This is a genomic window from Candidatus Margulisiibacteriota bacterium, assembly GCA_003242895.1.
Taxonomy (GTDB): Bacteria; Margulisbacteria; Riflemargulisbacteria; order GWF2-39-127; family GWF2-39-127; genus GWF2-39-127.
Genome location: QKMY01000081.1, coordinates 1 through 20,297, shown reverse-complemented (window position 1 = coordinate 20,297; position 20,297 = coordinate 1). Strand labels below are relative to the sequence as shown.

The following is a 20,297-nucleotide window of genomic DNA, read 5'->3' as shown; positions in this document are numbered from 1 at the left end:
TGTTTATATGGAATCTAAAAAATATTTAATGAGTGATTATTCTGCCTTTTTTAGAATTATGGCAAATCGATCACGATTTAGAATTTTACAGTTATTATATGGTGAAACACTACCTCTGTCAGTTTCTGAACTTGCAAGAGCAGGTAATATTCCCATGTCAAAAATCAGTGATCAGCTTATGGTCCTACGGAAGCATTCTCTCGTTTATTGTAACAGGGAAGGCACTATTGTCTATTATCGGATCGATCGGGAAAAGGTATCATCTATTATTCGTTCGTACTATAGCTTGTTATCATTGTCAGAAAATAATTATTACATTTCTCATATTATAAGCGATCCGTTTAGTGATGAAAGCTATAAAATATACAGTATACTTGCCAACGAAACCCGTTGCGAGATGATGCAAAAAATTGCGACAGGTGAGAAATTTGTAAATGAGCTCTGCGATATGTTCTATCTCGAGCAACCGACTATATCAATGCATTTGAATTCTATCCAAAAAAATAATTTGATTTATTGTAAAAAAGTGAAAACTAAAAAATACTACCATATTGCGCCTTTAATTGTATAATTGACTATGTAGCTTTTGTAATCTTTGAGATAAATAAGTAGAAAGTTTAGTAGTATATAAAATACTTTAGGTATGTAATAAAGTGCCAAGATTATCGATATCAAAAATATTAATTAAAAGAAGTATTGTTTTTTCTTTTTTATTCCTAATATTAGCTATATTCCTTTTTCAATTTACCTATTTAACTGCTGATTTTTTTGATGAGTTTTTTAACTGGGGTCCAATCGTAACTGTAGCGATCGCCGCTTTTTTCATAACTGTTGGAAACAGTCCCTTGCGGAAAATGTTGGTCCACATGACGGACCGGATATTTTATATGAAGGGGTATGATTATTACGATGCATTGGAGGTCATAAGCGAGAGGATCAGGGAATATAATGATCTGGAAGAGCTGGGGAATTATGTGGTTATGGTGTTGCGGGAGACCATGAAGCTGGACAAAGTTAATTTGTACATGTACGACAAAGATTTGGAAGAATATGTTTGCCGGTATTATACGGGGAGACGGCGAAGGAAAGAGCCCGGACTCAGCCGAGAAGACAAGCAAATTACGTATATCAAGGAAAAGAACGGGATACTGGTAATTGATGACGAGAAACGGAAGCAGCGGGGGCAGGCGGAGTCCGGGATCGTGGCCTTTATGGAGGATCTGCGGACAGAAGTGATTGTTCCGATAGGGAAAGAAGGAGATTTTCTTGGGTGTCTGATGCTGGGGAGGAAATTATCAGGAGAATCGTTTACCAATGAAGACGAGAGTATTCTTGGGACATTGTCTAACCATTTAGCAACGGTGATCGAGAATACCAGGCTATTTTCAGAAGTAAAACAGAAAGCCGAGCGTCTTGCGCGACTGAATGAATTACAAAATCAAATTATCTATAAGCAGGGGAAGCAGGCAATCTATCAGAATTTGTTGAATGAGTTGGTAATGTGCATGGGAGCTGGGAGTGGGTATCTGCTGATCTGGAATGAGAAAGAGCAGCAGTTAGTCTCTGAACTGGAGAAGAATGGGACGAGTATCACTCGTGGCAAGGGGTATACCCTGGAAACCGGACTGATGGATCAGGTAGTTCGAGGTAAATATCTGCCCTCAGAATTCGTTAGCGAGACAGCTTGCGGGCGGACCGGGCTGTGGAGTTTTGTCGATTCTGAGGGTTTATCGGAATATATCGGGATGCCGTTGATGGACCATAAGGAGTTTATGGGCATGGTGATCCTGGAGAATCGCGAGAAAAAAGGATACGTTCGCGGGTTAGACAAGACTATGTTGCGGATTTATGCTAACTATATAGGGAACCTAATTAAGAATTTTTCTTTATATAGTGCTGCAGTGGAAGCCCGTGATTATAGTGAAGGAGTACTCAAGGCAATAAATAATATTGTTATTACGGTAGACGAAACCGGTGAAATAGTATCAAGCAACCAATCTGGAAAAGAAGAGTTAGGAGCACAAGAAGGGGTAACCTTGTTTGAGTTGTTGGATGCAGAAGAAGACTTGGTAGGGCTGGTGAAGGAATCACTGGAATCCGGTACTGAAGTGGTGCATCGAGAAGTAGTGAGACAGGCAAAAAAAGAAATAAAGGAATACACGGTATCGAGCAAATTTATTGCCGGAGAGCGGGAAAAAGGCAATAATTTATTGATAGTGATGACAGATATTACTGAGATCAGGAAATTGAAGCAGGAACTTCTGCAGAAAGAGCGCTTAGTAACGATAGCTAATATGGCCTCGGTTATTGTGCATGAGATCCGGAATCCGCTGACCTCAGTGAGTACGCTCGTCAAGCTAATGCCGAGTCAGCATAATGACGAAGAATACCTTGAATTGTTTGCGAGTATCGTACCGAAAGAGTTGGACCGGGTAAATGCGCTGATGGAGGATTTGCTGGAACTATCGCGTTCAAAGAAGCTGGTAAAAAATAAAGTCAATGTACTGGAGCTGCTGGAAGAACGGCGGAAGGTAATGGAATGGAAGTCGAGAGAGAGTGGAGTTGAGATCAGGGTAAGCGGAGAAGGCTGTCAGGTTATGGGAGACGACCATAAGCTGATTCAGGTGTTTCAGAATATAATGCAGAATGGGGTCCAGGCGATGCCAGAAGGTGGTCTTCTAAGGGTCGAAGTAGGAGTTGTCGACGAGGTGGAAGGGTTGTCAGGGAGTATGGTCCGGGTGAGAATAGCCGATACGGGAAAAGGCATGAGTAAGGATACCAGGGATAATCTGTTCAAGCCATTTTTCACGACCAAGGAAAATGGTACCGGGTTAGGGCTTGCCGTAACGAGGAAGATAATTGAAGACCATGGCGGTAAAATATCCGTAGAAAGCGAACTTGGTACCGGTTCTAACTTCAATATTTACCTGCCTAGAAAATAGTGATAAGAGTATTAATAGAATAAAAGTTGTATAAATAATTAATTATTAGTTGAGAATTTATGATAATTATTGATAAAATATAATTAAATATTAAAAATAAAAAATGAGATATCTATGAAAATCATTGATGATATGGTAGATTCAAAAAAAATAGAGTCAGTACAAAATAGAAATTAAGCATATATATTAATAGTGGCAATAAAAAATACTTGGATTTAATATGGCTTAATGGTAATATGGTGAAAGTATTTAATTAGAAATTTAAAAAAAAACTAATAGTATGTATATTGAACCAAATATAAATTTAAATTATCAACAACAATGTATACCAGATTATTTTTCCAAACATGTAATTATGTTTCATTCAAGTGTTAATCTAAAAACTAATAATAAGCCACTTATGGAAAGAGGGTAAGTGTTTTTTTGTTATAAGGTATAATACGGGAGGTGCTATAGAGAAAGAATTACAGAACGTATCAATTTGTTTAATACTAAAGATAAAAAATATAGATAATATTAAAAATTGTATATTCCCTGAAGGGAAAGATGAAAGGAGATTAAAAAATGAATATTTATGTAGGAAATTTATCATATGAAACCACTGACGAGGATTTGAAGGAAGCTTTTGAACAGTATGGTGCTGTAACCTCAGCTACTGTAATAAAAGATAAGTTCAGCGGCAAGTCAAAAGGTTTTGGTTTTGTAGAAATGGCTGAAAAGGCTGATGCAACTGCAGCGATTGCTGCTATGAACGGAAAAGAAATCAAAGGGAGAACAGTCCGCGTTAATGAAGCACAACCACGTGATTCACAAAGCCGAGGCGGAGATAGAAGAGGCGGAGACAGTCGAGGCGGCAACAGAGGTAGAGATAGCCGAAGTGGCAGCGGTGGCGGTTTCGGTGGCGGTAGAGATAGATACTAATCTGTAGGTTTTGTTCGCCTGCAGAGATGCCGAGTTAAGTCTTAACTGATAGCTCTAACACTAAAATAATATGTAACGGTACTATTTATTGATGATATAATATAAATAGAATTGAAAAGGTGATATTAGGAGGTGTGACGAGTTAAAGAAGAGTAATGTAGCAACGGCAAAGAAATACGCGTTTGAACATATAGTTTAGTATGTGCGTATCCTAATATTGGTAGAATAGAAGGAGTTTTGGATGAATATTTATGTAGGAAATTTATCATATGATACGACTGAAGAAGAATTAAAAGAATTGTTTGAAGAATTCGGTTCAGTTAAATCAACAACTGTTATTAAAGACAAGTTCAGTGGTAAGTCAAAAGGCTTTGGCTTTGTAGAAATGGCTGAAAAGGCTGATGCTGATTCTGCAATTAATAATTTAAACGGAAAAGAAATCAAAAGTCGTACACTACGAGTGAATGAAGCTCAACCACGTCCTGCAATGAGCAGGTCTGGCGGCGGAGATAGAAGAGGCGACAGCAGAGGCGGAAATGGTGGTAATAGAGGAAGAGACAGTAGAGGTGGAGGTTTTGGTGGCGGTAGAGATAGATACTAAGAATTAGTATCTTCGCAGTAAAACTACTATTTGAGCCGCATTGATAAAATGCGGCTTTCCTTTTGATGCCCCAGGCAGGAGCAATAACCATATAGACACTAATTATAATAACAATTATAATGTTTTTGTGAATTTAATTCTTTTTGTTTCCTTTTTTACATTTCTCATTCATCTAACCGAATCGCTAGCTTATTCGATCCGGTTTGCTGGTCTTAGAACGCGGCAGATCGCTATCGCGATGTCGTTTGTTACATCTACTTTATTAGTCTCAAGGTTATCGAATATGTTCCAGGCTCCGTTGTTAGGAAATATGGTTGATACCGCGATTAAACAGAGTAATTCTATGTCAATTGATAAGCTGCAGATGAATTTCAGGATTATTATTTTTGCAGCTGCACTTGGGACCTTCGTCGGGATACTTCTTACTCCTACTTTTATTAATATATTTAATATAGCGATAAAAAAGTTTCTGATTATCGGGTCATTGCCCAAAATGGCTATAATGGCTTTAAAACCAAGAAATATCGTTACAATCGTTAAATGCATTAGAATGCCTTATATTCCTTCATTCAAAAATTTACGCTTAGGACATGTTTCGAAGACCTTCCTTTTTATGAACCTTTTTGTTACGTCAATCTATACGATTGGTGTTTTGTGTGCTCTTTATGCTGGTGCTAAACTGCCTCATTTACGAGCTACGGCTGTCCAATTATCCGGAATAGTTAATGGAATTGCTACTATACTGTTAACTCTCGTCGTAGACCCGGAAGGGGCCAGGATTACAGATCAGGCTGTGCATGAGCAACGACCTCCGGAAGATGTCAAAACTGTTGTTATCTCTCTTTTGTTCACTAAATTTATAGGAACGCTTGTTGTAGCTCAATTATTCTTTATTCCTGCTTCGTTTTATATTATTAAGGTTACCGAAATAATAGAAAAATATTTTTCATAAATATCCTATTGCTATTGCTTCAATAAATATATTAGAATAAAAAACGATTAATTGGAGTTATTCATCATTATTTTAGGTAGCTATATATGAATACTGACGATAGAGTAGAAAAACAGCTGAACGAGCTAAAAGAGAAGATATATTATCATAATTACCGGTATTATGTATTAAATCGCCCGGAAATAACAGATTATGAATATGATATGCTATATAGAAAGCTTCAAGAGCTTGAGCAGCAACATCCCGAACTGATAACCGCAGATTCTCCCACTCAACGAATTGGAGGAACTCCATTACCCTATTTTGACCAGTACAAACACTCGATCCCGCTACTCAGTCTAAGCAATGCATTTTCATACGATGAGGTAAGAGACTTTGATTTACGTGTGAAGAAGAGCCTGGGTGTTACCGAAAAGATTGAATATGTCTGCGAGCTTAAAATCGATGGACTCGCAGTTTCGCTTGTGTATGATAATGGCCGTTTTATTGTTGGCGCTACACGTGGTGATGGATTTGTAGGAGAAAATATTACGCAGAATCTTAGAACCATTCATGAAATTCCTTTAAGGTTGACTGAGGATGTGTCTATTGAAGTTCGTGGAGAAGCATATATGTCCCACAAAAGCTTCAACGAAATAAATACACAGCGAAGTCAGTCAAGTGCCGAACCATTTGCTAATCCACGTAATGCAGCTGCTGGATCTCTGCGTCAGCTTGACCCGAAAATCACTGCTTCGAGAAAGTTAAAGATTTTCGTTTATGGAAGCTCAACCAATGAGGAATTCTCTGATCATTATTCGTTAATGCAGTATTTAATTACATTGGGATTTGTTATCAACAAAAATTTAAGATTATGTAAAAGTTTTGACGAGGTAGTCAATTACTGCAAAGAATGGGAAACCCTGAAAAATGAACTGGACTATGATATTGATGGCGTTGTAATAAAGGTAAATCGGTTTGATTACCAGTCAATCTTAGGAAATACCGCCAAAAGTCCACGATGGGCTATCGCCTACAAGTTTGCGCCTGAAGAGGTGCCCACAACAATCCTTGATATTGTTCTCAACGTTGGAAGAACTGGCGTTATTACGCCAGTTGCCATACTCCAACCAGTTCAAATAGGAGGCGTTTTGGTATCGAGGGCAACCCTTCATAATCAGGACGAAATTATCAGAAAAAATGTAAATATTGGAGACAAAGTACTGGTGAGAAGGGCCGGTGAGGTTATTCCAGAGGTTGCATCTTTAGTTCAGCCTAAAGATAAGCCCGACTTTTTTATAATTCCAGAGACGTGTCCTGTATGCAAGAGTACGCTGTCCCGTGTTGAAGGGGAATCAGCAATCAAGTGTGTTAACATAACTTGCCCCGCACAAATAAAAGCGAAAATTTCCCACTTTGCCAGCAGGGATGCAATGAACATTGAGGGTATGGGAGAAGCACTTGTTGAGAATTTGGTGGACAATGAGAATCTGGCAGGACCACTCTTTGCAGGTTTATCGGATAGAAAGCTTGTTAATCTTATATCCGATATTTATTATTTAAACGAATATGATCTGTTGAGTCTTAAAGGCATGGGAAGACAATCTGTCGAAAATATACTAAAATCGATAAATCGAAGTAAAAACGCAGGTCTTGCCAGGCTTATTTATGGGTTAGGGATCGATCTTGTTGGCAAACAGACGGCGGAAATACTCGCGGAGCACTATAGAACAATGGATAATTTTCTTAATGCCTCCTATGATGATTTATGTCAGATTGAAGGTATAGGGCCTAAAGTTGGCAAGAGTATCGAAGATACTGTCAGAAAAGAGTCTTTTGTTAAGGAAATAAAGCGACTCAGAGATAAAAATGTAAAAATGACAGCAGAGGAAACAGTTAAACAGCAGACTCTAAATAACAAATTGTTTGTTGTGACAGGTACATTACAGAAGTATTCCAGAACACAGATCTCTCAGCTAATCATTAATAACGGAGGTAAAGTGACCTCTATTGTTTCTAAAAATACTGATTATCTTGTGGTTGGGGAGTCTCCCGGTTCGAAATATGATAAAGCCAAAGAGTTAAATGTAAAAATAATTAATGAGCAAGAGTTCGAGGCCTTACTGGCGAAAAGCACCTAGCACTGCTATGGAAAAAAGTCATCATAAATTATTGGCTTTATTATTTTTTACTAGCATTTATAATATATTATAGTTAACTATCAAGAGTTAACTTCTTATAATACTGTCAAAAGGATATTAAAGTGAAAATAAGGAAAGCAAATACTTCAGATAGCAGAGCTATCTTCCAGCTGATTAAATGTTATGCGGATTGTGATCTAATGCTGTTTAAACCGCTTTTCGAGATATATGAGTCTATCAGAGATTTTTATGTCATTGAAGAGAATAATGAAATCGTTGCTTGTTGTGCCCTTGAATTGTATTGGGAAGGCCTGGGTGAAATACGTAGTCTTGCCGTGAAGGAAGACTTTCATGGAAAAGGGCTGGGGAAAAAAATTGTTGAAGCCTGTACAAAAGAAGCAATTGATTTAAAGATCGAGAAAGTTTTTGCCCTTACGTATAAAGAAAAATTCTTTGCAAAATTAGGTTTTAATGAGGTGGATAAGAATGACATGCCCCAAAAGATCTGGGCCCAATGCGTTAATTGTAGCAAATTTCCTGACTGTAATGAAATATGTATGATAAAGGACCTTTAATATGTTAATTTTAGGAATAGAAACCTCGTGTGATGAAACTTCTGTCGCAATTGTTGAAGACGGCTCAAAAGTTTATTCGAATGTTATTATTTCTCAAATAAAAAATCATAGAGAATACGGTGGAGTCGTACCGGAAATCGCGTCTCGCAAGCATACAGAAAATATTTCATATGTACTTGACCAAGCGTTTAAACAGGCGAACTTAACCTCGAATGATATTGACGCCGTGGCAGTATCCCATAAGCCAGGTTTATTTGGGGCGTTGATTATCGGGGTTACTGCAGCGAAAGTTATTTCTCTGGTTAACGATATACCTTTGGTCGGCGTGAATCATGTTATAGGTCATATTTATGCTAATTTTTTGTCAGACGAGAAACCTCTATTTCCGTTTATATGTTTAGTTGTCTCGGGTGGACATACGTTTGTTGCCAAAGTAGAAGATCATCTTCATTTTGAGATCCTTGGCAGGACGAGAGATGACGCGGCAGGTGAAGCCTTTGATAAGGTTGCCAGGTATCTTGGCCTGGGATACCCAGGAGGCCCTATTATCGACAAATTAGCACAACAGGGGAATGGGCAAAACTACAAGTTTCCTAGGGCTATGCTTAGTGATTCATTGGATTTTAGTTTTAGTGGGCTAAAAACTGCCGTTATAAATAAAGTTAATAACCTTACGGATGATCCACTCTCTTTGGACAAACAGGTTGTCTGCGATCTAGTGTCTGGGTTCCAGGAAAGCGTAGTTAGTGTTCTTGTAGATAAAACAATCGCAGCCTCCAAACAAAATGCTATCGATAATATATGTATAGCCGGTGGAGTATCTGCTAACAAAAAATTAAGAGATGAATTCGCGCAGGCATGCCATATTCATAATAAATCATTGTATATACCAAAGTTTGAGTATTGTACGGACAATGCCGCAATGATAGCCTCTGCAGGTTATTATAAGCTTGAAAAAGGCTTGGTTGATGGCTATGATCTTAATATTGAAGCTAGCTTTTCTTTATAATAATTATAAACTTCTAAAAACTCGAATGTTAAAAATAGTTACCGTAAGGGAATACTTTATATAACAATTCACCTAGTTGCAATAGGTCCATGATTTAAAGGAGGGGTGTATCTATGAACTCAAAAAAAATATTTTATCAGCATCTTTATAAAGAGTTAATTGAAGAAATTGAGGTGTTTGATGGTAATAGATCGGTACAAGATGCTCAGTCTCTTATTGATAAAATATATTCTCTCAGTAAAGGGAACAAAAGGGATGTATTGCTCAAAAAAGTACAAACCAACAGAAATTTCCTGGAATATTTTAATGTTTTACTTGCTCATGAAATTGTGAACTTAGGTATTGATTCTGATAATGATAGTAATAATTATAAAACCGGCAGATTTTAAAGACATTAAAATATTTAATTATTATTGACTGTTACGAATTTCCCTTATACAATTTTCCTGGTATTTTATTCCATACTATTCTTATTGATTGAGTGGGGATTGAATGATGCAGCAAGAAAATTTAGAAATACGCAATAAATATTCTAAACTACAAAAAGAGATAAACAAGTATGGGAGCGCAATTGTTGCTTTTTCCGGTGGAGTGGACAGTACGTTTCTTACCAAGGTAACCTTTGATGTTCTGGGCGAGAATATGTTAGCCGTAACAGCAAAATCTGAAACCTACAGCGATAGCGAACTGGCATGTACAAAAGAGTTTTCCGGAAAGTACGGGATACCTCATATTATCATAGAAACAAGTGAACTAGGCATTGAGCATTTTGCAGAAAATCCTGCTAATCGATGCTACTACTGTAAGCAAGAGCTGTATTCAAAATTAACGAATATAAAGAATGATCTGTCGTTTTCTTATGTGTTTGACGGCAGTAATGCTGATGATATCCATGATTATCGTCCTGGAATGCAAGCAGTTGATGAATTAGGCATCAAAAAACCTCTCCTGGACTCAGGGCTAACTAAAAACGATATCCGGGCCTTATCAAAAGAACTCGGTTTAGAAACGCATGACAAGCCGGCAATGGCTTGTTTGTCCTCAAGGTTTCCCTATGGCACCAAAATTACTCTGAATAACATTAGGATGGTCGGAGCAGCTGAAACTTTTATTAAAAATTTAGGGGTTTCTCAGTTACGAGTGCGTTATCATGGTGATGTAGCTCGGATTGAGACTGATGAAAATTATTTTTTTTTATTATTGGAAAATAGGGAAATAATTGTGAAAGCCTTGAAAGATATAGGATTTAAGTATATAACAGTCGACATCGAAGGTTATCGGACTGGCAGTCTGAATGAACCTTTGTTTGTTGTTGACAGAAAATAGCTCATAAACTATAATAATTTTCGTCTTTAAGGCCGCTGTAGCTCAGTTGGTAGAGCAGCTGACTTGTAATCAGCAGGTCGTCGGTTCAATTCCGACCGGCGGCTCCACTTTTATAAGTGGATACTAAAGATAGTTTTTTGTCTCGGTAGCTCAGTCGGTAGAGCAGTGGACTGAAAATCCACGTGTCGGTGGTTCAATCCCGCCCCGGGACACCATTCTATAATCAAAATAGCCATCGATTTATCGATGGCTATTTTTGTTGTGCGCCCAGCATAGGCGCTTTCTTGTCGGTGAAATTATTATTATTGAACCGCCGTATGCCGAACGGCATGTACGGTGGTGTGAGAGGTCGGTATGTGAACTAATCACCTACCGCCTACTCGATTATAACGTACTAGAAGTTTTTTATATAGAAAAATGCTGGAGAACGTACTGTGCTTTTTCTTTTAGCTGCTTCTTAATTTCTGGATCCGTCACAGATGCATCAAGATTTTCTTCAAATTCAAGATAGATATGTTCCAGTTCTTCAAGTTCTTTAAATAGGGTGCTGAGCGAGCTATTGTTTTCATTCTTTTTATAATTCGCTTTTATCGTTGATTTGATCTCAGTATTCTTGCTTTTCATTAAGGTAAGCATTGTAACAATAGCCTTGGTAACCATTTCTTCATAAATATCTCTCTTAATGATAGCTTGGTTATCTAAGTCGATCACATTGTCGTTGTTTTCATTATTAAATTCTTTTGCCTCCATAATAATTTCCTTCACATATTTAAATATTGTATATAATATTATATAGAGTACTTAATAAAACCGCAAAGCAAAAGTTTTAGTCAGGGTCAGCGGCAGGTATTGATGCAATCTTATTCAATAAAAAGGTGTGAAAATGAAAATTACTGATTCACTAATTGTAAAAAACAAGGCTACCCCAGACAAAAACAAAATTATTTTGGATAATACTGGCAAGAATAATTTTGATAAAGGAATTTTTAGATTGTCAGAGGTTGTTTTTGAAGCAATGTTAAGTGGAGCTCTTAAAACTAAACTTAATGTGAATGATGTTTATAAAGATCTTCAAAGCCACGGATTGACTTCATCGCACGAGTCTATAGACCTGGTTGAAGGGATTAATCTTTTTTTTAAGCGCAACGTGATTAGTTTAACGGCCGAAGTAAAATCGGCTAAAGAAATAGTGATAAAAAAATCTTAGTATTTCTTGCATTGTAAAGTTTATTTCCAATTATTTGTAAGCAATACATCCATGTCCGGCTCCGATTTTTTTAAAATATTCAGTGATTGTGAAAAAAGCCCCCACTTCCTTGAGCAAAGTTTCTTTGTTATAGTCTCTCAAATGAGTTGGCTCAAGGCCTAGTTCATATGGAACGATAATAATAATTTTTCCATTTGGTTTCAGCACTCGTTTTGATTCTCTTAACAATTTATCCGGATATAACACGTGTTCAAGGATATGTGAGCAGATTGCAGTCTGAAAAGTATTATCTGGAAACGGAAGCTCCTCAGCAAAACCATGAAAATATTTGCCGGCAGGATCTTTCTTTTTTGCGTAGCGCACAAGTTTTGCCACATTATCGACCCCCATGGTTTCGCATCCCGCATAATTAAGTTCTTTTACAAAGTAGCCATCCTGCATCCCGATGTCAATTGCCAGAGGAGATGCATTAGCAATTAAAAAATCTTTTCTTTCCCTGATATCGCTATTTTTAAGCCTGCCAGGAAATCCATTTCTGTAAAAAAAAGAGAAGGGCCGGTAGAAATTAAGTAATTTGCGGTTTAGCTCTTCTTCATTTTGAGAAGAAGAGAAATAACTTCGGATACGAGACAATGATTTCTCAATATAAGCACCGAAATGTTTGTTAGTACTTAATCTGCCGAGAATGTTCTTTTTTGACATTTGAAAAAATCCCCCCTTTTATTTCAGGGGGGATTATATTATTAATATTATTATTTGTAAATATAATGGTTGTTCTAATATAGCTTGTCTATTCGTAAACTGTAGTGGTGCTACCTAACTGATGAAGGCGAACAAAATTGGTTTTGCCCATCGCAAGGTAAGGAAGCCCTACCGTCATAATGACATTATCACCTAATTTGAGAAATGTCTTATCAATTAGCAATTCGTCAACTTCTTTTATGAACTTTTCAGTGAAATTCATGTCTAATTCCATATAATAGGGGAATATTCCCCAGAGTAGGTTCATTTGCCGACAAAGCTTAACATTATCACACAATGCGATTGTCGGGACTGTAACTCGAGCTTTCGAAAGTAGCCTTGCAGTATATCCGGTTCTCGTAAACGCGACAATTGCAGAAATATCTACTTCATTAAAAGCTCTTATTATATCGATTGCAAAATGTTGGGAATGCTTTTTTTTGCCTGTTTTTAAATAATACGCGTACATTAATTCTTTATATAAGCTGCTTGTCTCTACATTATGGGCAATATTGTTCATCATTTTAACTGTTTTTTTCGGGTGTTTTCCCACTGCTGTTTCTCCAGATAGCATAACGACATCCGTCCCGTCAATAATTGCATTAGCTACGTCACTGGCTTCAGCACGTGTTGGTATTGATTCTGTAATCATTGATTCAAGCATTTGTGTTGCGGTTATGACTGTTTTTCCCTTTATGTTAGCTTCTATAATTATACGTTTCTGTACAATAGGTACTTTTTCCGGGGATAGTTCGATTCCAAGATCGCCTCGAGCCACCATAATCCCATCCGCAACCTCTAATATTCCTCCAAGATTTTCGACTGCTTGTGGTTTCTCAATTTTTGCTATGATAGGAATATCAGACTTCAGGTCACGGAGACACTGACGAGCTTGTAGTATATCATCGCCTGTGCGGATGAAAGAAAGCGCAATATAATCAATATCATTCTCAACTGCAAACTTTATAAACTCTTTGTCTCTTTCGGTAACCGAAGGTATATTTGCTGTGCTTCCAGGGATATTTAATCCTTTTCTCGAACTTAATTCTCCACCGTCAACAATTTTTATAGTAAGGTATTCATCTTTCTTTTCAATTATCTCACTCGAGATCCTGCCGTCATTAAAAAGTAGCCTTTCTCCAATTTTTGCATTTTCAACGATTCCTTTGTAATCGACAGGAATTATTCCAGGTTCATCAGTAGTCATGCCATACTTTAACTTAACGATGTCGCCTTCATTAAGCTGAATCGGTTGCGTCAATATCCCGACACGGATTTTTGGGCCTTGAAGATCTAATATGATAGGAATGTACATATTTAGTTTTTTTGCGATACTACGAATAAGATCTATTCTTCTTTTGTGTTCTTCCGGGGCTTCATGCGAAGTGTTGATCCTGAATATTGTTGCACCTGCATGAATAAGTTCAATTATTTTTGCTTCGCTATTTGAAGAAGGTCCGATCGTTGCTATTATTTTTGTATTGATACGTTTCATATTGATTAATCCTTTTAGTAAAATTAATGTAAAAACAAACCCTAGAAAGGGTAATAATATATCAGTGTTTTGTCAAGGCTCTGCTACTCATTTTTTATTTTCAAAGAAAATGGTTAGAGATTTTATTCCCTTTATTTTTGTGGGTATTAGTGGTTGTTTAAATGTATCATTTCCTGTTCGAGCTGAGCATTCACTATTGAGAATAACCACCATGTTGACGCGAAGGTGAATATGCTTTATTGAGCAAGTCATATTCACTTGCTGATCTTATTATAGCAGGTAGAATTATTTTCTTGATTGAATGATAGACCTGGTCATAATCCCAAATATCTATTTTTGAAAAAGTCGGGTCGCCTAAAATCTCGTTAAAACTAATAATATTAGCTTTTGTATTTTCAGCTTGTTCCGGATCTGATGAAAAGAAAAAATCAGCAAGCGCTTTAGTATGTTTTGATATCTTATCGGTCTGACCTTTCTGTCCAGCTTCTAAACAAATAATAACTGTGCTACGTAGATCGTTACTGGTCAAACTCCGTGCATATCTGTCTTGCCAGTTTTCTGGAAGGCTTATCCCATATTTTTTGCTGCGTCTGGTAAGATCTTTTTGTAGATGGTTTATTTGATCTTCTTTATAAACATCTTTAAATTTGTCCTGTTCTCCCCAAGATTTAAAGGTAGTAACTTTTGAGCGTTGCATCGTTGTTTCATCCATGTGATTTCTAACAGATTTCCTAAAGGGACAACCAGAAGAGATCGAAACATAGTCCTCTAATTGATATTCATTTATCAGATGACCTAAAACACGACTTGCCCACTTACTTCTTTCCATATTGGCCATACAGACAAAAGTAAAAGAAATATTTCCGGTTTCTCTTAATGGTTGTAGACGATCGCACAGCTCGATCGGAATTACAGCACTATGTTTATTAAGTTTATCCGACCTAACCGGCTTTGTGCTCAGGGCAATTACTTTTTTATTAAGCATAAACATGATTTATTTCTCCTCTAAACCTAAACATAAAATAGTTTTCTTTATAGTATTTTATCGACCAAAATTCAAACAAATTTCAATTTTTATGCAGCAGTTATGCGGCAGTTAAAAGTTTTACGTTAAAAGTTTTATTTATCTCAGTCCCAAAATCAAAACAAGAAATGTCCTATTAGTAGTGTTCGCTAGCTCAATACGCACGCATATATTTTGTATCGTTTCATCATTTATGTACTACGCTGCTGCCGGAATTGATATAAATACGATCTTAATTAACGCTTCACATAATCAATGGAACAAATTGAAGCTAGTCTTGTTTATATATTAGCAAGGGCAACTGTGTTTAAATCTTACATATATTGCTGCATCACAAAGTAGCAACGTATTGTTTTTTATAATAGATTATAATTAAATGTAATGGTGAAGCCTGTGAATGATGACGAATTAGTAGAATCTTTTTTAAAGGGAAATGAGCATGCATTTGAAGGCTTGGTAGATAAATATCACAGGAAAATATTTAAGACGGTTTATGGCATAATTGGCCATTATCATGATGCAATTGATCTTACTCAGGATGTGTTTTTTCAGGTCTACAGAAGTATCCCTAATTATCAGCCTAAAGGGCAATTTCAGTCGTGGGTATTTAAAATAGCATTAAATAGGAGCAGAAACTATATTAGCAAGAAAAAAATACTAACGTTCCTATCCTTGGATTTTGTCTCAAAAACGAGGCAGTCGGCTTTAATTGATAAAACCGACAGAGGTGATATCGAGGGATATTCCGAGAGAAATGAAAAAGTTGAGCTGTTATATGAGGCCCTGAATATTCTCGACTATAATTCGAAAGAAATATTGATACTGAAAGAGATAGATATGCTGGAGTATAAACAAATTGCAGAAATTTTAGGTATCGAAATAGGAACAGTTAAGTCAAGGATATCAAGAGCAAAAGAGAAACTAAAAAAACAATTGATTAAAAGGGGGATAAGCAAATGGATGTAACTGATAAAACCCTTGATATCTGTTTTAATATATTGCGAGAAGATAATGTCCCGTACAATCTTAGTCAACGGATAATGAATCACATCTATGTAGAAAAAGACTTGGAAAAAGAAATCTCAATTCAGGTGAATAGAATGCGTTTTGCTCTTGTTGCCGGGATGGCGCTTCTGATATTCACATTAACGACTTTTTCCAGCCAACAGGAATCAGGAAAAGTTGTAGTAGCATATCACGACTATAGCCCAATGAATTATAGTGAAAGAATAGCTCTTTCAAAAGAAAAAATAACTGAATCAACAATTTTTTGTATGATTACCGAAAATTGATTAAGGAGAATCAAATGATTACGCTTACCAAAAAAAAATATATTTATTTTATTGCCTATTCAATCGTGATCTTTTTTTGTGGATTATTTGTTGGACAGGTATACTTTCATCCGCGTCCGCCGTTCCCGCTTAACTCATTTGGATTTGGCAAGCCTCGTGATTCACATCATCGGGGAGGAGGGGATATGCGAAATAAAATGGTTAGGCTACTAGCCTTATCATCCGAACAACAGATTCAACTGGACAATGTTATGAAAAAGCATCGTCCTGAGATAGAAAAGCATATTATGTCCATGAGAATGGCAATTGATGTAGATAAACAGCAAATTGATAAGGAAATCGAAGCAATATTAACTCAAAAACAAAAAACCAAATTTGCAAAAATAAAGCGAATGCCGGATCCCCCACCGTTTTTAGGAAATTAGTAATAACATCTCTATCTGCCACTGTTGGGGTGAAGTATCTCATGGAAGTACATCCACCTATATGGAGCCGATGCGCGGAATTGAACCGCGGACCTACTGATTACGAATCAGTTGCTCTACCAACTGAGCTACATCGGCCAACGTAATGGTACTTTAATATTTTAAGGGGATTTTTAGCATTTGTATATATATAATTTGAAGAACCCGGTTTCTGCGTTATCCCTACCCAGATAAATTAAATCCGAAGCACCTTTTTATTTGATAATGACGTGTATAATTCACATATCACCACTTTTTAATAGAAAAGTTGACATTGCCAATCCTTTGATGTATTAGTAAGCAAATGCTATCAGTCAAGGAAGAAAAGGAGGGATATATTATGATTGCAAGGAAAATAATCCTTTTTACAACTACAATTAGCTTTGTATTGCTTGTTTATGGAGGATCGGTAATTGCGCAGGAAACAGAACCATTTAGAGAGATAGCTCAAGAAACACAGCAAATACCTGCTAGTATTAATAGTTTTCAAAACATGAGTGATCAGTTGAAGAATGCAAGGGAAAAGACATCTATGGCGATAGGAGCTAATGATGTTGCTAGTGCACATCAGGCTTTGCAACAGGTGTTGGATATTTTGGCTGGACCTCAAAATGGACAAAAATCAGAGGCAGGTACAGGTATCCTCGGGTATCTCGAACAACAAACAAGCGAAAATGAATTGTCTGGTAAGAGCGAGAGAGTCAGGGATGGGTTGCTCAGTTCGTTACATTGGATACAAACTGCAGTTAGTCAGGCAAAATTAGGTATAGCTTCTAATAGTTTTGCCACAGTGACGGCAAGGGCTAATGCTGTTGCAACTGATTTAAAAAATGCCGATGAAGGTTATGAAGGCAAACTTGGCATATCTCAGATAGCTGGCCTGGGACCTAACCCATTGTATGGGCCGTAAAGCAGCTAGAATAAACAAATTTATCATATATTTTCATAAAAAAATGGAAGTAAATCATCACTTCCATTTTTTTATTGGTACGCCAGGCAGGGCGCTCGCACTCGGAGAAGAAAATTACAATAGGGCACCAATTATTCGAAACAAGCAGCACCGGGAAAATGCGGGAGACGGGATAAGTACTGGTTATAGAAAGAGTACTTATGGATGATTATTTCTTTAATAGCGATAATTTTATGATATAAAATATTGAATGATAAGTTTCGAGTTCTGATGCTTATCCCTTTATTGGTTTGTTGACATACGGGATAGGCTAGTGTAAGAGATACCTAAATTTGAATCCAATTTTGAAGGAGGGATGAAAATGAATATGAAGAAAATATTAGTAATGCTAATGATGTTTGGTTTCGTTTATAGCTATGCCGTAGCTCAAGATAGCTCCGATCAGCAGCAGAATTCCTCAGGGCAAGGTAGTCAGCAGGAGCAGATGGGTGGAGATCAAATGGGTGGACAGCAAGGTGGACAAGGTGGCCAAACTGGCGGCAGTGGGCAAATGGAAACCACAATTACAAGTATGCAGGATCTCATGAGTCAGATAAGTATGGCTAAGAAGCAAGCTGAATCTGCAGCGCAGGCTAGTTCCTTGTCTGATGGAAGTCAACAGCTAATGCAGGTAGTTAGTATTCTTGAAGGTAGTCAAGGAGCAACGCAGAACGGAACTCAACAAGCTATGGGTGGCGTCATTGGGTATTTAGACCAAATGAGCCAAGGCACACAAATGCAAGGAATGGATATTAAAAAAGTGCAGAATGATGTTAAGAAAGCAAACGACGCAGCAAAAAAAGGTATGGAAGCAAAGAAAATGCCAGAGTTAAAAGCGCAGGCAAAGAAAGCTGCTAGTAACTTAAGTTCTGCTGAGAAAGAATTACAAAAAGGCGGAACCGGTGGAACTGGCGGAACCGGTGGAACTGGTGGAACTGAAGAAAATGGTGGAACTGGCGGAACCGATGGATCTTCTGGAACTGGTACCGATGGTTACTAAGTAATCTATAAATTCAATATATGATAAATAGAAAAGGATGAAAGTGTATACGCTTTCATCCTTTTCTAGCTTTTCCCTATAACGCAATCCCTCCACTGATGCAGCAAGCCCTATAGGGGCTCACTAGGGAATTCGGAATTTAAAGTACGTTAACAAATTAAGTTTGCTCCTATTCCGGGTTTCGGCTAACCTACTGGCTGGAATAGGAACACTGTATCATTCGGCCAGCATTGGGTAATCAATTGCTGACACAGGACTGAGTCTGGACTCATCAGCGCTCTCCTTGTTTCTTGACCGAAACAAGAATTCCGGCTATGGGTTTGTGTACTGAGAACAACCGCGCCATTATTGTTGTAGTTGTCTGGATTGTTGTCGTTCCAATTGCCATTGTTGATATTACGGTTGCTAACTTCTTTTAGTGAATCCGCTTTACCCTGTTTCTGGTAGCATGCTCTGAAATATAAAGGGCGTGGCGTTCAATTTCACAACCAAACACATACCGCTCATTTCTTGGATACTTTGCCAGCTTTATTTTCAGCCACTTCAGGAACTCATAATATCTCGCAATTATCTCCGGCGTTTCATTTCTGCTCATAGTACCACCTAAAAAAGTAAAAGGGTAAAAGAGTAAAAGGGCAAAGTGTTAAGGATGAGTCCCGAGAACAACCGCGCCATCATTGCGGTAGAAGTCTGGATTGTAGTCGTACCCCTTGCCATCGTCGATATTACGGTGGCAAAAACGGCTATTCTTAAAGTCATTTATTTCGCTACTAGTAATTATTTTCGGGGCAGGATAACTATCATGTTTATTGTTACCAGTATATCTTTCGCCAGTCCAGAACCACCAGATATCGTTTTTGTTGTGTACGTTTTCTTTATTCAATTTTTCATAAACCGCTTTAGACCCCTTCAGATTATAGAATCCCAACTTGTCTGCTAATTCTGGTTGTTTAGCTATTATTGCATCAAGCAATGCCTTCTGTTGATAAAGATCGAGGTTAACAAGTATTCCGTTCTTAACGTCATATGTCTTTTTACTGCATCCGTTAAATACTGTATCTAAGTCTATTCCAAGTTGTTTAACCCCATCGGCTGTCAGCATCACCGCTGTTGTCTTAAGACCGTTGCTGTGGTCTACATCGTAGGTAATACCTATTGTTCGTAATATATCTAATACATTTACCTGTTTGACTTCGGTTGTTGCTTCCAGATTAAACTGTTTTGCCGTATTTATTAATAAAGCCCTCTGTTCGGGTGTCATTTGAGCCATTAATCTTGTCATGGTGTGAATATCTAATCCAGCGATAACCTTTCTGTACATTTCCTTGTTCCTCCAGCATAATTTCGATTTAGTTAATTTATCCTTAAATAAGGAATGTTTTATTGCGTCCACTTCATTAATTTTATCGAATGTTTTTTCAGAAGATTTCACTTTTTCGACAAACCTCATTTCGACAAACTTTTTATGATTTGTATTAAATCAACTATTTTTACTCCCTGTGTCAGGATAAAGTATACCCTAGCCTTACGTGAGATTATTAGCGAAAATATGTCAGAATAGGATTGAATTCAATATTTCAGTAGTTCTAATTATAAAGAGCAAAGGTTAACAGAAATAGTTAGTGAGTTAAAAAAATAAACAGGCTAGCATCAAGTAATCATAAAAAAACATCTCCAAA

General features: G+C 37.2%; 23 protein-coding genes and 3 tRNA genes. 19 read left to right on the top strand and 7 right to left on the bottom strand.

Features of this window, described 5'->3' with window-relative positions; all coding sequences use genetic code 11:
* Positions 1-7 precede the first annotated feature (7 nt).
* From DKM50_14230 to DKM50_14175, 12 genes are all read left to right on the top strand, one after another.
* A complete protein-coding gene (locus DKM50_14230) occupies positions 8-571 on the top strand; it encodes a hypothetical protein (GenBank protein PZM77027.1) in 564 nt (187 codons plus the stop codon).
* A gap of 82 nt (positions 572-653) precedes the next feature.
* Positions 654-2,942, top strand: a complete 2,289-nt coding sequence (locus DKM50_14225) for a hypothetical protein (protein PZM77026.1) — start codon at positions 654-656, stop codon at positions 2,940-2,942.
* A gap of 564 nt (positions 2,943-3,506) precedes the next feature.
* A complete protein-coding gene (locus DKM50_14220) occupies positions 3,507-3,863 on the top strand; it encodes an RNA-binding protein (GenBank protein ID PZM77025.1) in 357 nt (118 codons plus the stop codon).
* A 241-nt stretch (positions 3,864-4,104) separates the two neighbouring features.
* On the top strand, positions 4,105-4,464 hold the full coding sequence (locus tag DKM50_14215; protein ID PZM77024.1) for an RNA-binding protein: 360 nt from the start codon (positions 4,105-4,107) through the stop codon (positions 4,462-4,464).
* A gap of 40 nt (positions 4,465-4,504) precedes the next feature.
* Positions 4,505-5,416, top strand: a complete 912-nt coding sequence (locus DKM50_14210; GenBank protein PZM77023.1) for a DUF2837 domain-containing protein — start codon at positions 4,505-4,507, stop codon at positions 5,414-5,416.
* An 86-nt stretch (positions 5,417-5,502) separates the two neighbouring features.
* Positions 5,503-7,536 (top strand): DNA ligase (NAD(+)) LigA, encoded by a 2,034-nt coding sequence (locus DKM50_14205; GenBank protein ID PZM77022.1) that lies wholly within the window; start codon positions 5,503-5,505, stop codon positions 7,534-7,536.
* Between the two features lie 128 nt (positions 7,537-7,664).
* Positions 7,665-8,111, top strand: a complete 447-nt coding sequence (locus DKM50_14200; GenBank protein PZM77031.1) for an N-acetyltransferase — start codon at positions 7,665-7,667, stop codon at positions 8,109-8,111.
* Between the two features lies 1 nt (position 8,112).
* Entirely contained in the window at positions 8,113-9,120 is a 1,008-nt protein-coding gene (gene tsaD / locus DKM50_14195; protein ID PZM77021.1) for a tRNA (adenosine(37)-N6)-threonylcarbamoyltransferase complex transferase subunit TsaD, read from the top strand.
* Between the two features lie 113 nt (positions 9,121-9,233).
* Positions 9,234-9,509: a hypothetical protein gene (locus DKM50_14190; protein PZM77020.1), complete on the top strand. Its 276-nt coding sequence runs from the start codon at positions 9,234-9,236 to the stop codon at positions 9,507-9,509.
* A gap of 106 nt (positions 9,510-9,615) precedes the next feature.
* Entirely contained in the window at positions 9,616-10,446 is an 831-nt protein-coding gene (gene larE / locus DKM50_14185) for an ATP-dependent sacrificial sulfur transferase LarE (protein PZM77030.1), read from the top strand.
* A gap of 31 nt (positions 10,447-10,477) precedes the next feature.
* A tRNA-Thr gene (locus DKM50_14180) sits at positions 10,478-10,553 on the top strand.
* Positions 10,554-10,585: 32 nt separating this feature from the next.
* Positions 10,586-10,661, top strand: a tRNA-Phe gene (locus DKM50_14175).
* A gap of 190 nt (positions 10,662-10,851) precedes the next feature.
* Here DKM50_14175 and DKM50_14170 read toward each other — a convergent pair.
* The gene (locus DKM50_14170; GenBank protein ID PZM77019.1) at positions 10,852-11,196 is read right to left on the bottom strand and encodes a hypothetical protein; all 345 of its coding nucleotides are present in this window, start codon (positions 11,194-11,196) and stop codon (positions 10,852-10,854) included.
* 133 nt (positions 11,197-11,329) lie between these two features.
* Here DKM50_14170 and DKM50_14165 point away from each other — a divergent pair, with 133 nt between their 5' ends.
* A complete protein-coding gene (locus DKM50_14165) occupies positions 11,330-11,653 on the top strand; it encodes a hypothetical protein (protein ID PZM77018.1) in 324 nt (107 codons plus the stop codon).
* 30 nt (positions 11,654-11,683) lie between these two features.
* Here DKM50_14165 and DKM50_14160 read toward each other — a convergent pair whose 3' ends face one another.
* From DKM50_14160 to DKM50_14150, 3 genes are all read right to left on the bottom strand, one after another.
* On the bottom strand, positions 11,684-12,355 hold the full coding sequence (locus DKM50_14160; GenBank protein PZM77017.1) for a hypothetical protein: 672 nt from the start codon (positions 12,353-12,355) through the stop codon (positions 11,684-11,686).
* An 88-nt stretch (positions 12,356-12,443) separates the two neighbouring features.
* Complete coding sequence (gene pyk / locus DKM50_14155; GenBank protein PZM77016.1) at positions 12,444-13,889, bottom strand: pyruvate kinase; 1,446 nt, start codon at positions 13,887-13,889, stop codon at positions 12,444-12,446.
* A gap of 193 nt (positions 13,890-14,082) precedes the next feature.
* Positions 14,083-14,880, bottom strand: coding sequence for a hypothetical protein (locus tag DKM50_14150; GenBank protein ID PZM77015.1), 798 nt, complete (start codon positions 14,878-14,880; stop codon positions 14,083-14,085).
* A gap of 414 nt (positions 14,881-15,294) precedes the next feature.
* On the opposite strand from DKM50_14150, the gene DKM50_14145 reads away from it, so the two are divergent.
* The 3 genes from DKM50_14145 to DKM50_14135 are packed head-to-tail and all read left to right on the top strand — an operon-like array spanning position 15,295 to position 16,630.
* Positions 15,295-15,879: a hypothetical protein gene (locus DKM50_14145; protein ID PZM77014.1), complete on the top strand. Its 585-nt coding sequence runs from the start codon at positions 15,295-15,297 to the stop codon at positions 15,877-15,879.
* Entirely contained in the window at positions 15,870-16,205 is a 336-nt protein-coding gene (locus tag DKM50_14140) for a hypothetical protein (GenBank protein PZM77013.1), read from the top strand. The genes DKM50_14145 and DKM50_14140 overlap by 10 nt, the downstream gene beginning before the upstream one ends.
* A gap of 14 nt (positions 16,206-16,219) precedes the next feature.
* The gene (locus DKM50_14135) at positions 16,220-16,630 is read left to right on the top strand and encodes a hypothetical protein (protein ID PZM77012.1); all 411 of its coding nucleotides are present in this window, start codon (positions 16,220-16,222) and stop codon (positions 16,628-16,630) included.
* 62 nt (positions 16,631-16,692) lie between these two features.
* Here the strand turns inward: DKM50_14135 and DKM50_14130 are convergent.
* Positions 16,693-16,768, bottom strand: a tRNA-Thr gene (locus DKM50_14130).
* A 241-nt stretch (positions 16,769-17,009) separates the two neighbouring features.
* Here DKM50_14130 and DKM50_14125 point away from each other — a divergent pair.
* The 3 genes from DKM50_14125 to DKM50_14115 all read left to right on the top strand — a co-directional run bounded on the left by DKM50_14125 (position 17,010) and on the right by DKM50_14115 (position 18,618).
* Entirely contained in the window at positions 17,010-17,579 is a 570-nt protein-coding gene (locus DKM50_14125) for a hypothetical protein (GenBank protein PZM77011.1), read from the top strand.
* Positions 17,569-17,787, top strand: coding sequence for a hypothetical protein (locus DKM50_14120; protein ID PZM77010.1), 219 nt, complete (start codon positions 17,569-17,571; stop codon positions 17,785-17,787). The genes DKM50_14125 and DKM50_14120 overlap by 11 nt, the downstream gene beginning before the upstream one ends.
* Before the next feature lie 153 nt (positions 17,788-17,940).
* On the top strand, positions 17,941-18,618 hold the full coding sequence (locus DKM50_14115; GenBank protein PZM77009.1) for a hypothetical protein: 678 nt from the start codon (positions 17,941-17,943) through the stop codon (positions 18,616-18,618).
* Between the two features lie 415 nt (positions 18,619-19,033).
* On the opposite strand, the gene DKM50_14110 is transcribed toward DKM50_14115, so the two are convergent.
* Both DKM50_14110 and DKM50_14105 read right to left on the bottom strand, forming a co-directional pair.
* A complete protein-coding gene (locus tag DKM50_14110; GenBank protein ID PZM77008.1) occupies positions 19,034-19,213 on the bottom strand; it encodes a hypothetical protein in 180 nt (59 codons plus the stop codon).
* Between the two features lie 48 nt (positions 19,214-19,261).
* Positions 19,262-20,068 (bottom strand): hypothetical protein, encoded by an 807-nt coding sequence (locus DKM50_14105; protein PZM77007.1) that lies wholly within the window; start codon positions 20,066-20,068, stop codon positions 19,262-19,264.
* Positions 20,069-20,297 lie beyond the last annotated feature (229 nt).

Coding starts and splice junctions, on each gene's coding strand:
- DKM50_14230 (PZM77027.1), top strand. CDS start 8: ATGGAATCTAAAAAATATTTAATGAGTGATTATTCTGCCTTTTTTAGA.
- DKM50_14220 (PZM77025.1), top strand. CDS start 3,507: ATGAATATTTATGTAGGAAATTTATCATATGAAACCACTGACGAGGAT.
- DKM50_14215 (PZM77024.1), top strand. CDS start 4,105: ATGAATATTTATGTAGGAAATTTATCATATGATACGACTGAAGAAGAA.
- DKM50_14205 (PZM77022.1), top strand. CDS start 5,503: ATGAATACTGACGATAGAGTAGAAAAACAGCTGAACGAGCTAAAAGAG.
- tsaD (PZM77021.1), top strand. CDS start 8,113: ATGTTAATTTTAGGAATAGAAACCTCGTGTGATGAAACTTCTGTCGCA.
- DKM50_14190 (PZM77020.1), top strand. CDS start 9,234: ATGAACTCAAAAAAAATATTTTATCAGCATCTTTATAAAGAGTTAATT.
- larE (PZM77030.1), top strand. CDS start 9,616: ATGCAGCAAGAAAATTTAGAAATACGCAATAAATATTCTAAACTACAA.
- DKM50_14170 (PZM77019.1), bottom strand. CDS start 11,196: ATGGAGGCAAAAGAATTTAATAATGAAAACAACGACAATGTGATCGAC.
- DKM50_14165 (PZM77018.1), top strand. CDS start 11,330: ATGAAAATTACTGATTCACTAATTGTAAAAAACAAGGCTACCCCAGAC.
- DKM50_14160 (PZM77017.1), bottom strand. CDS start 12,355: ATGTCAAAAAAGAACATTCTCGGCAGATTAAGTACTAACAAACATTTC.
- pyk (PZM77016.1), bottom strand. CDS start 13,889: ATGAAACGTATCAATACAAAAATAATAGCAACGATCGGACCTTCTTCA.
- DKM50_14150 (PZM77015.1), bottom strand. CDS start 14,880: ATGTTTATGCTTAATAAAAAAGTAATTGCCCTGAGCACAAAGCCGGTT.
- DKM50_14145 (PZM77014.1), top strand. CDS start 15,295: ATGGTGAAGCCTGTGAATGATGACGAATTAGTAGAATCTTTTTTAAAG.
- DKM50_14140 (PZM77013.1), top strand. CDS start 15,870: ATGGATGTAACTGATAAAACCCTTGATATCTGTTTTAATATATTGCGA.
- DKM50_14135 (PZM77012.1), top strand. CDS start 16,220: ATGATTACGCTTACCAAAAAAAAATATATTTATTTTATTGCCTATTCA.
- DKM50_14125 (PZM77011.1), top strand. CDS start 17,010: ATGATTGCAAGGAAAATAATCCTTTTTACAACTACAATTAGCTTTGTA.
- DKM50_14120 (PZM77010.1), top strand. CDS start 17,569: ATGGGCCGTAAAGCAGCTAGAATAAACAAATTTATCATATATTTTCAT.
- DKM50_14115 (PZM77009.1), top strand. CDS start 17,941: ATGAATATGAAGAAAATATTAGTAATGCTAATGATGTTTGGTTTCGTT.
- DKM50_14110 (PZM77008.1), bottom strand. CDS start 19,213: ATGAGCAGAAATGAAACGCCGGAGATAATTGCGAGATATTATGAGTTC.
- DKM50_14105 (PZM77007.1), bottom strand. CDS start 20,068: ATGAGGTTTGTCGAAAAAGTGAAATCTTCTGAAAAAACATTCGATAAA.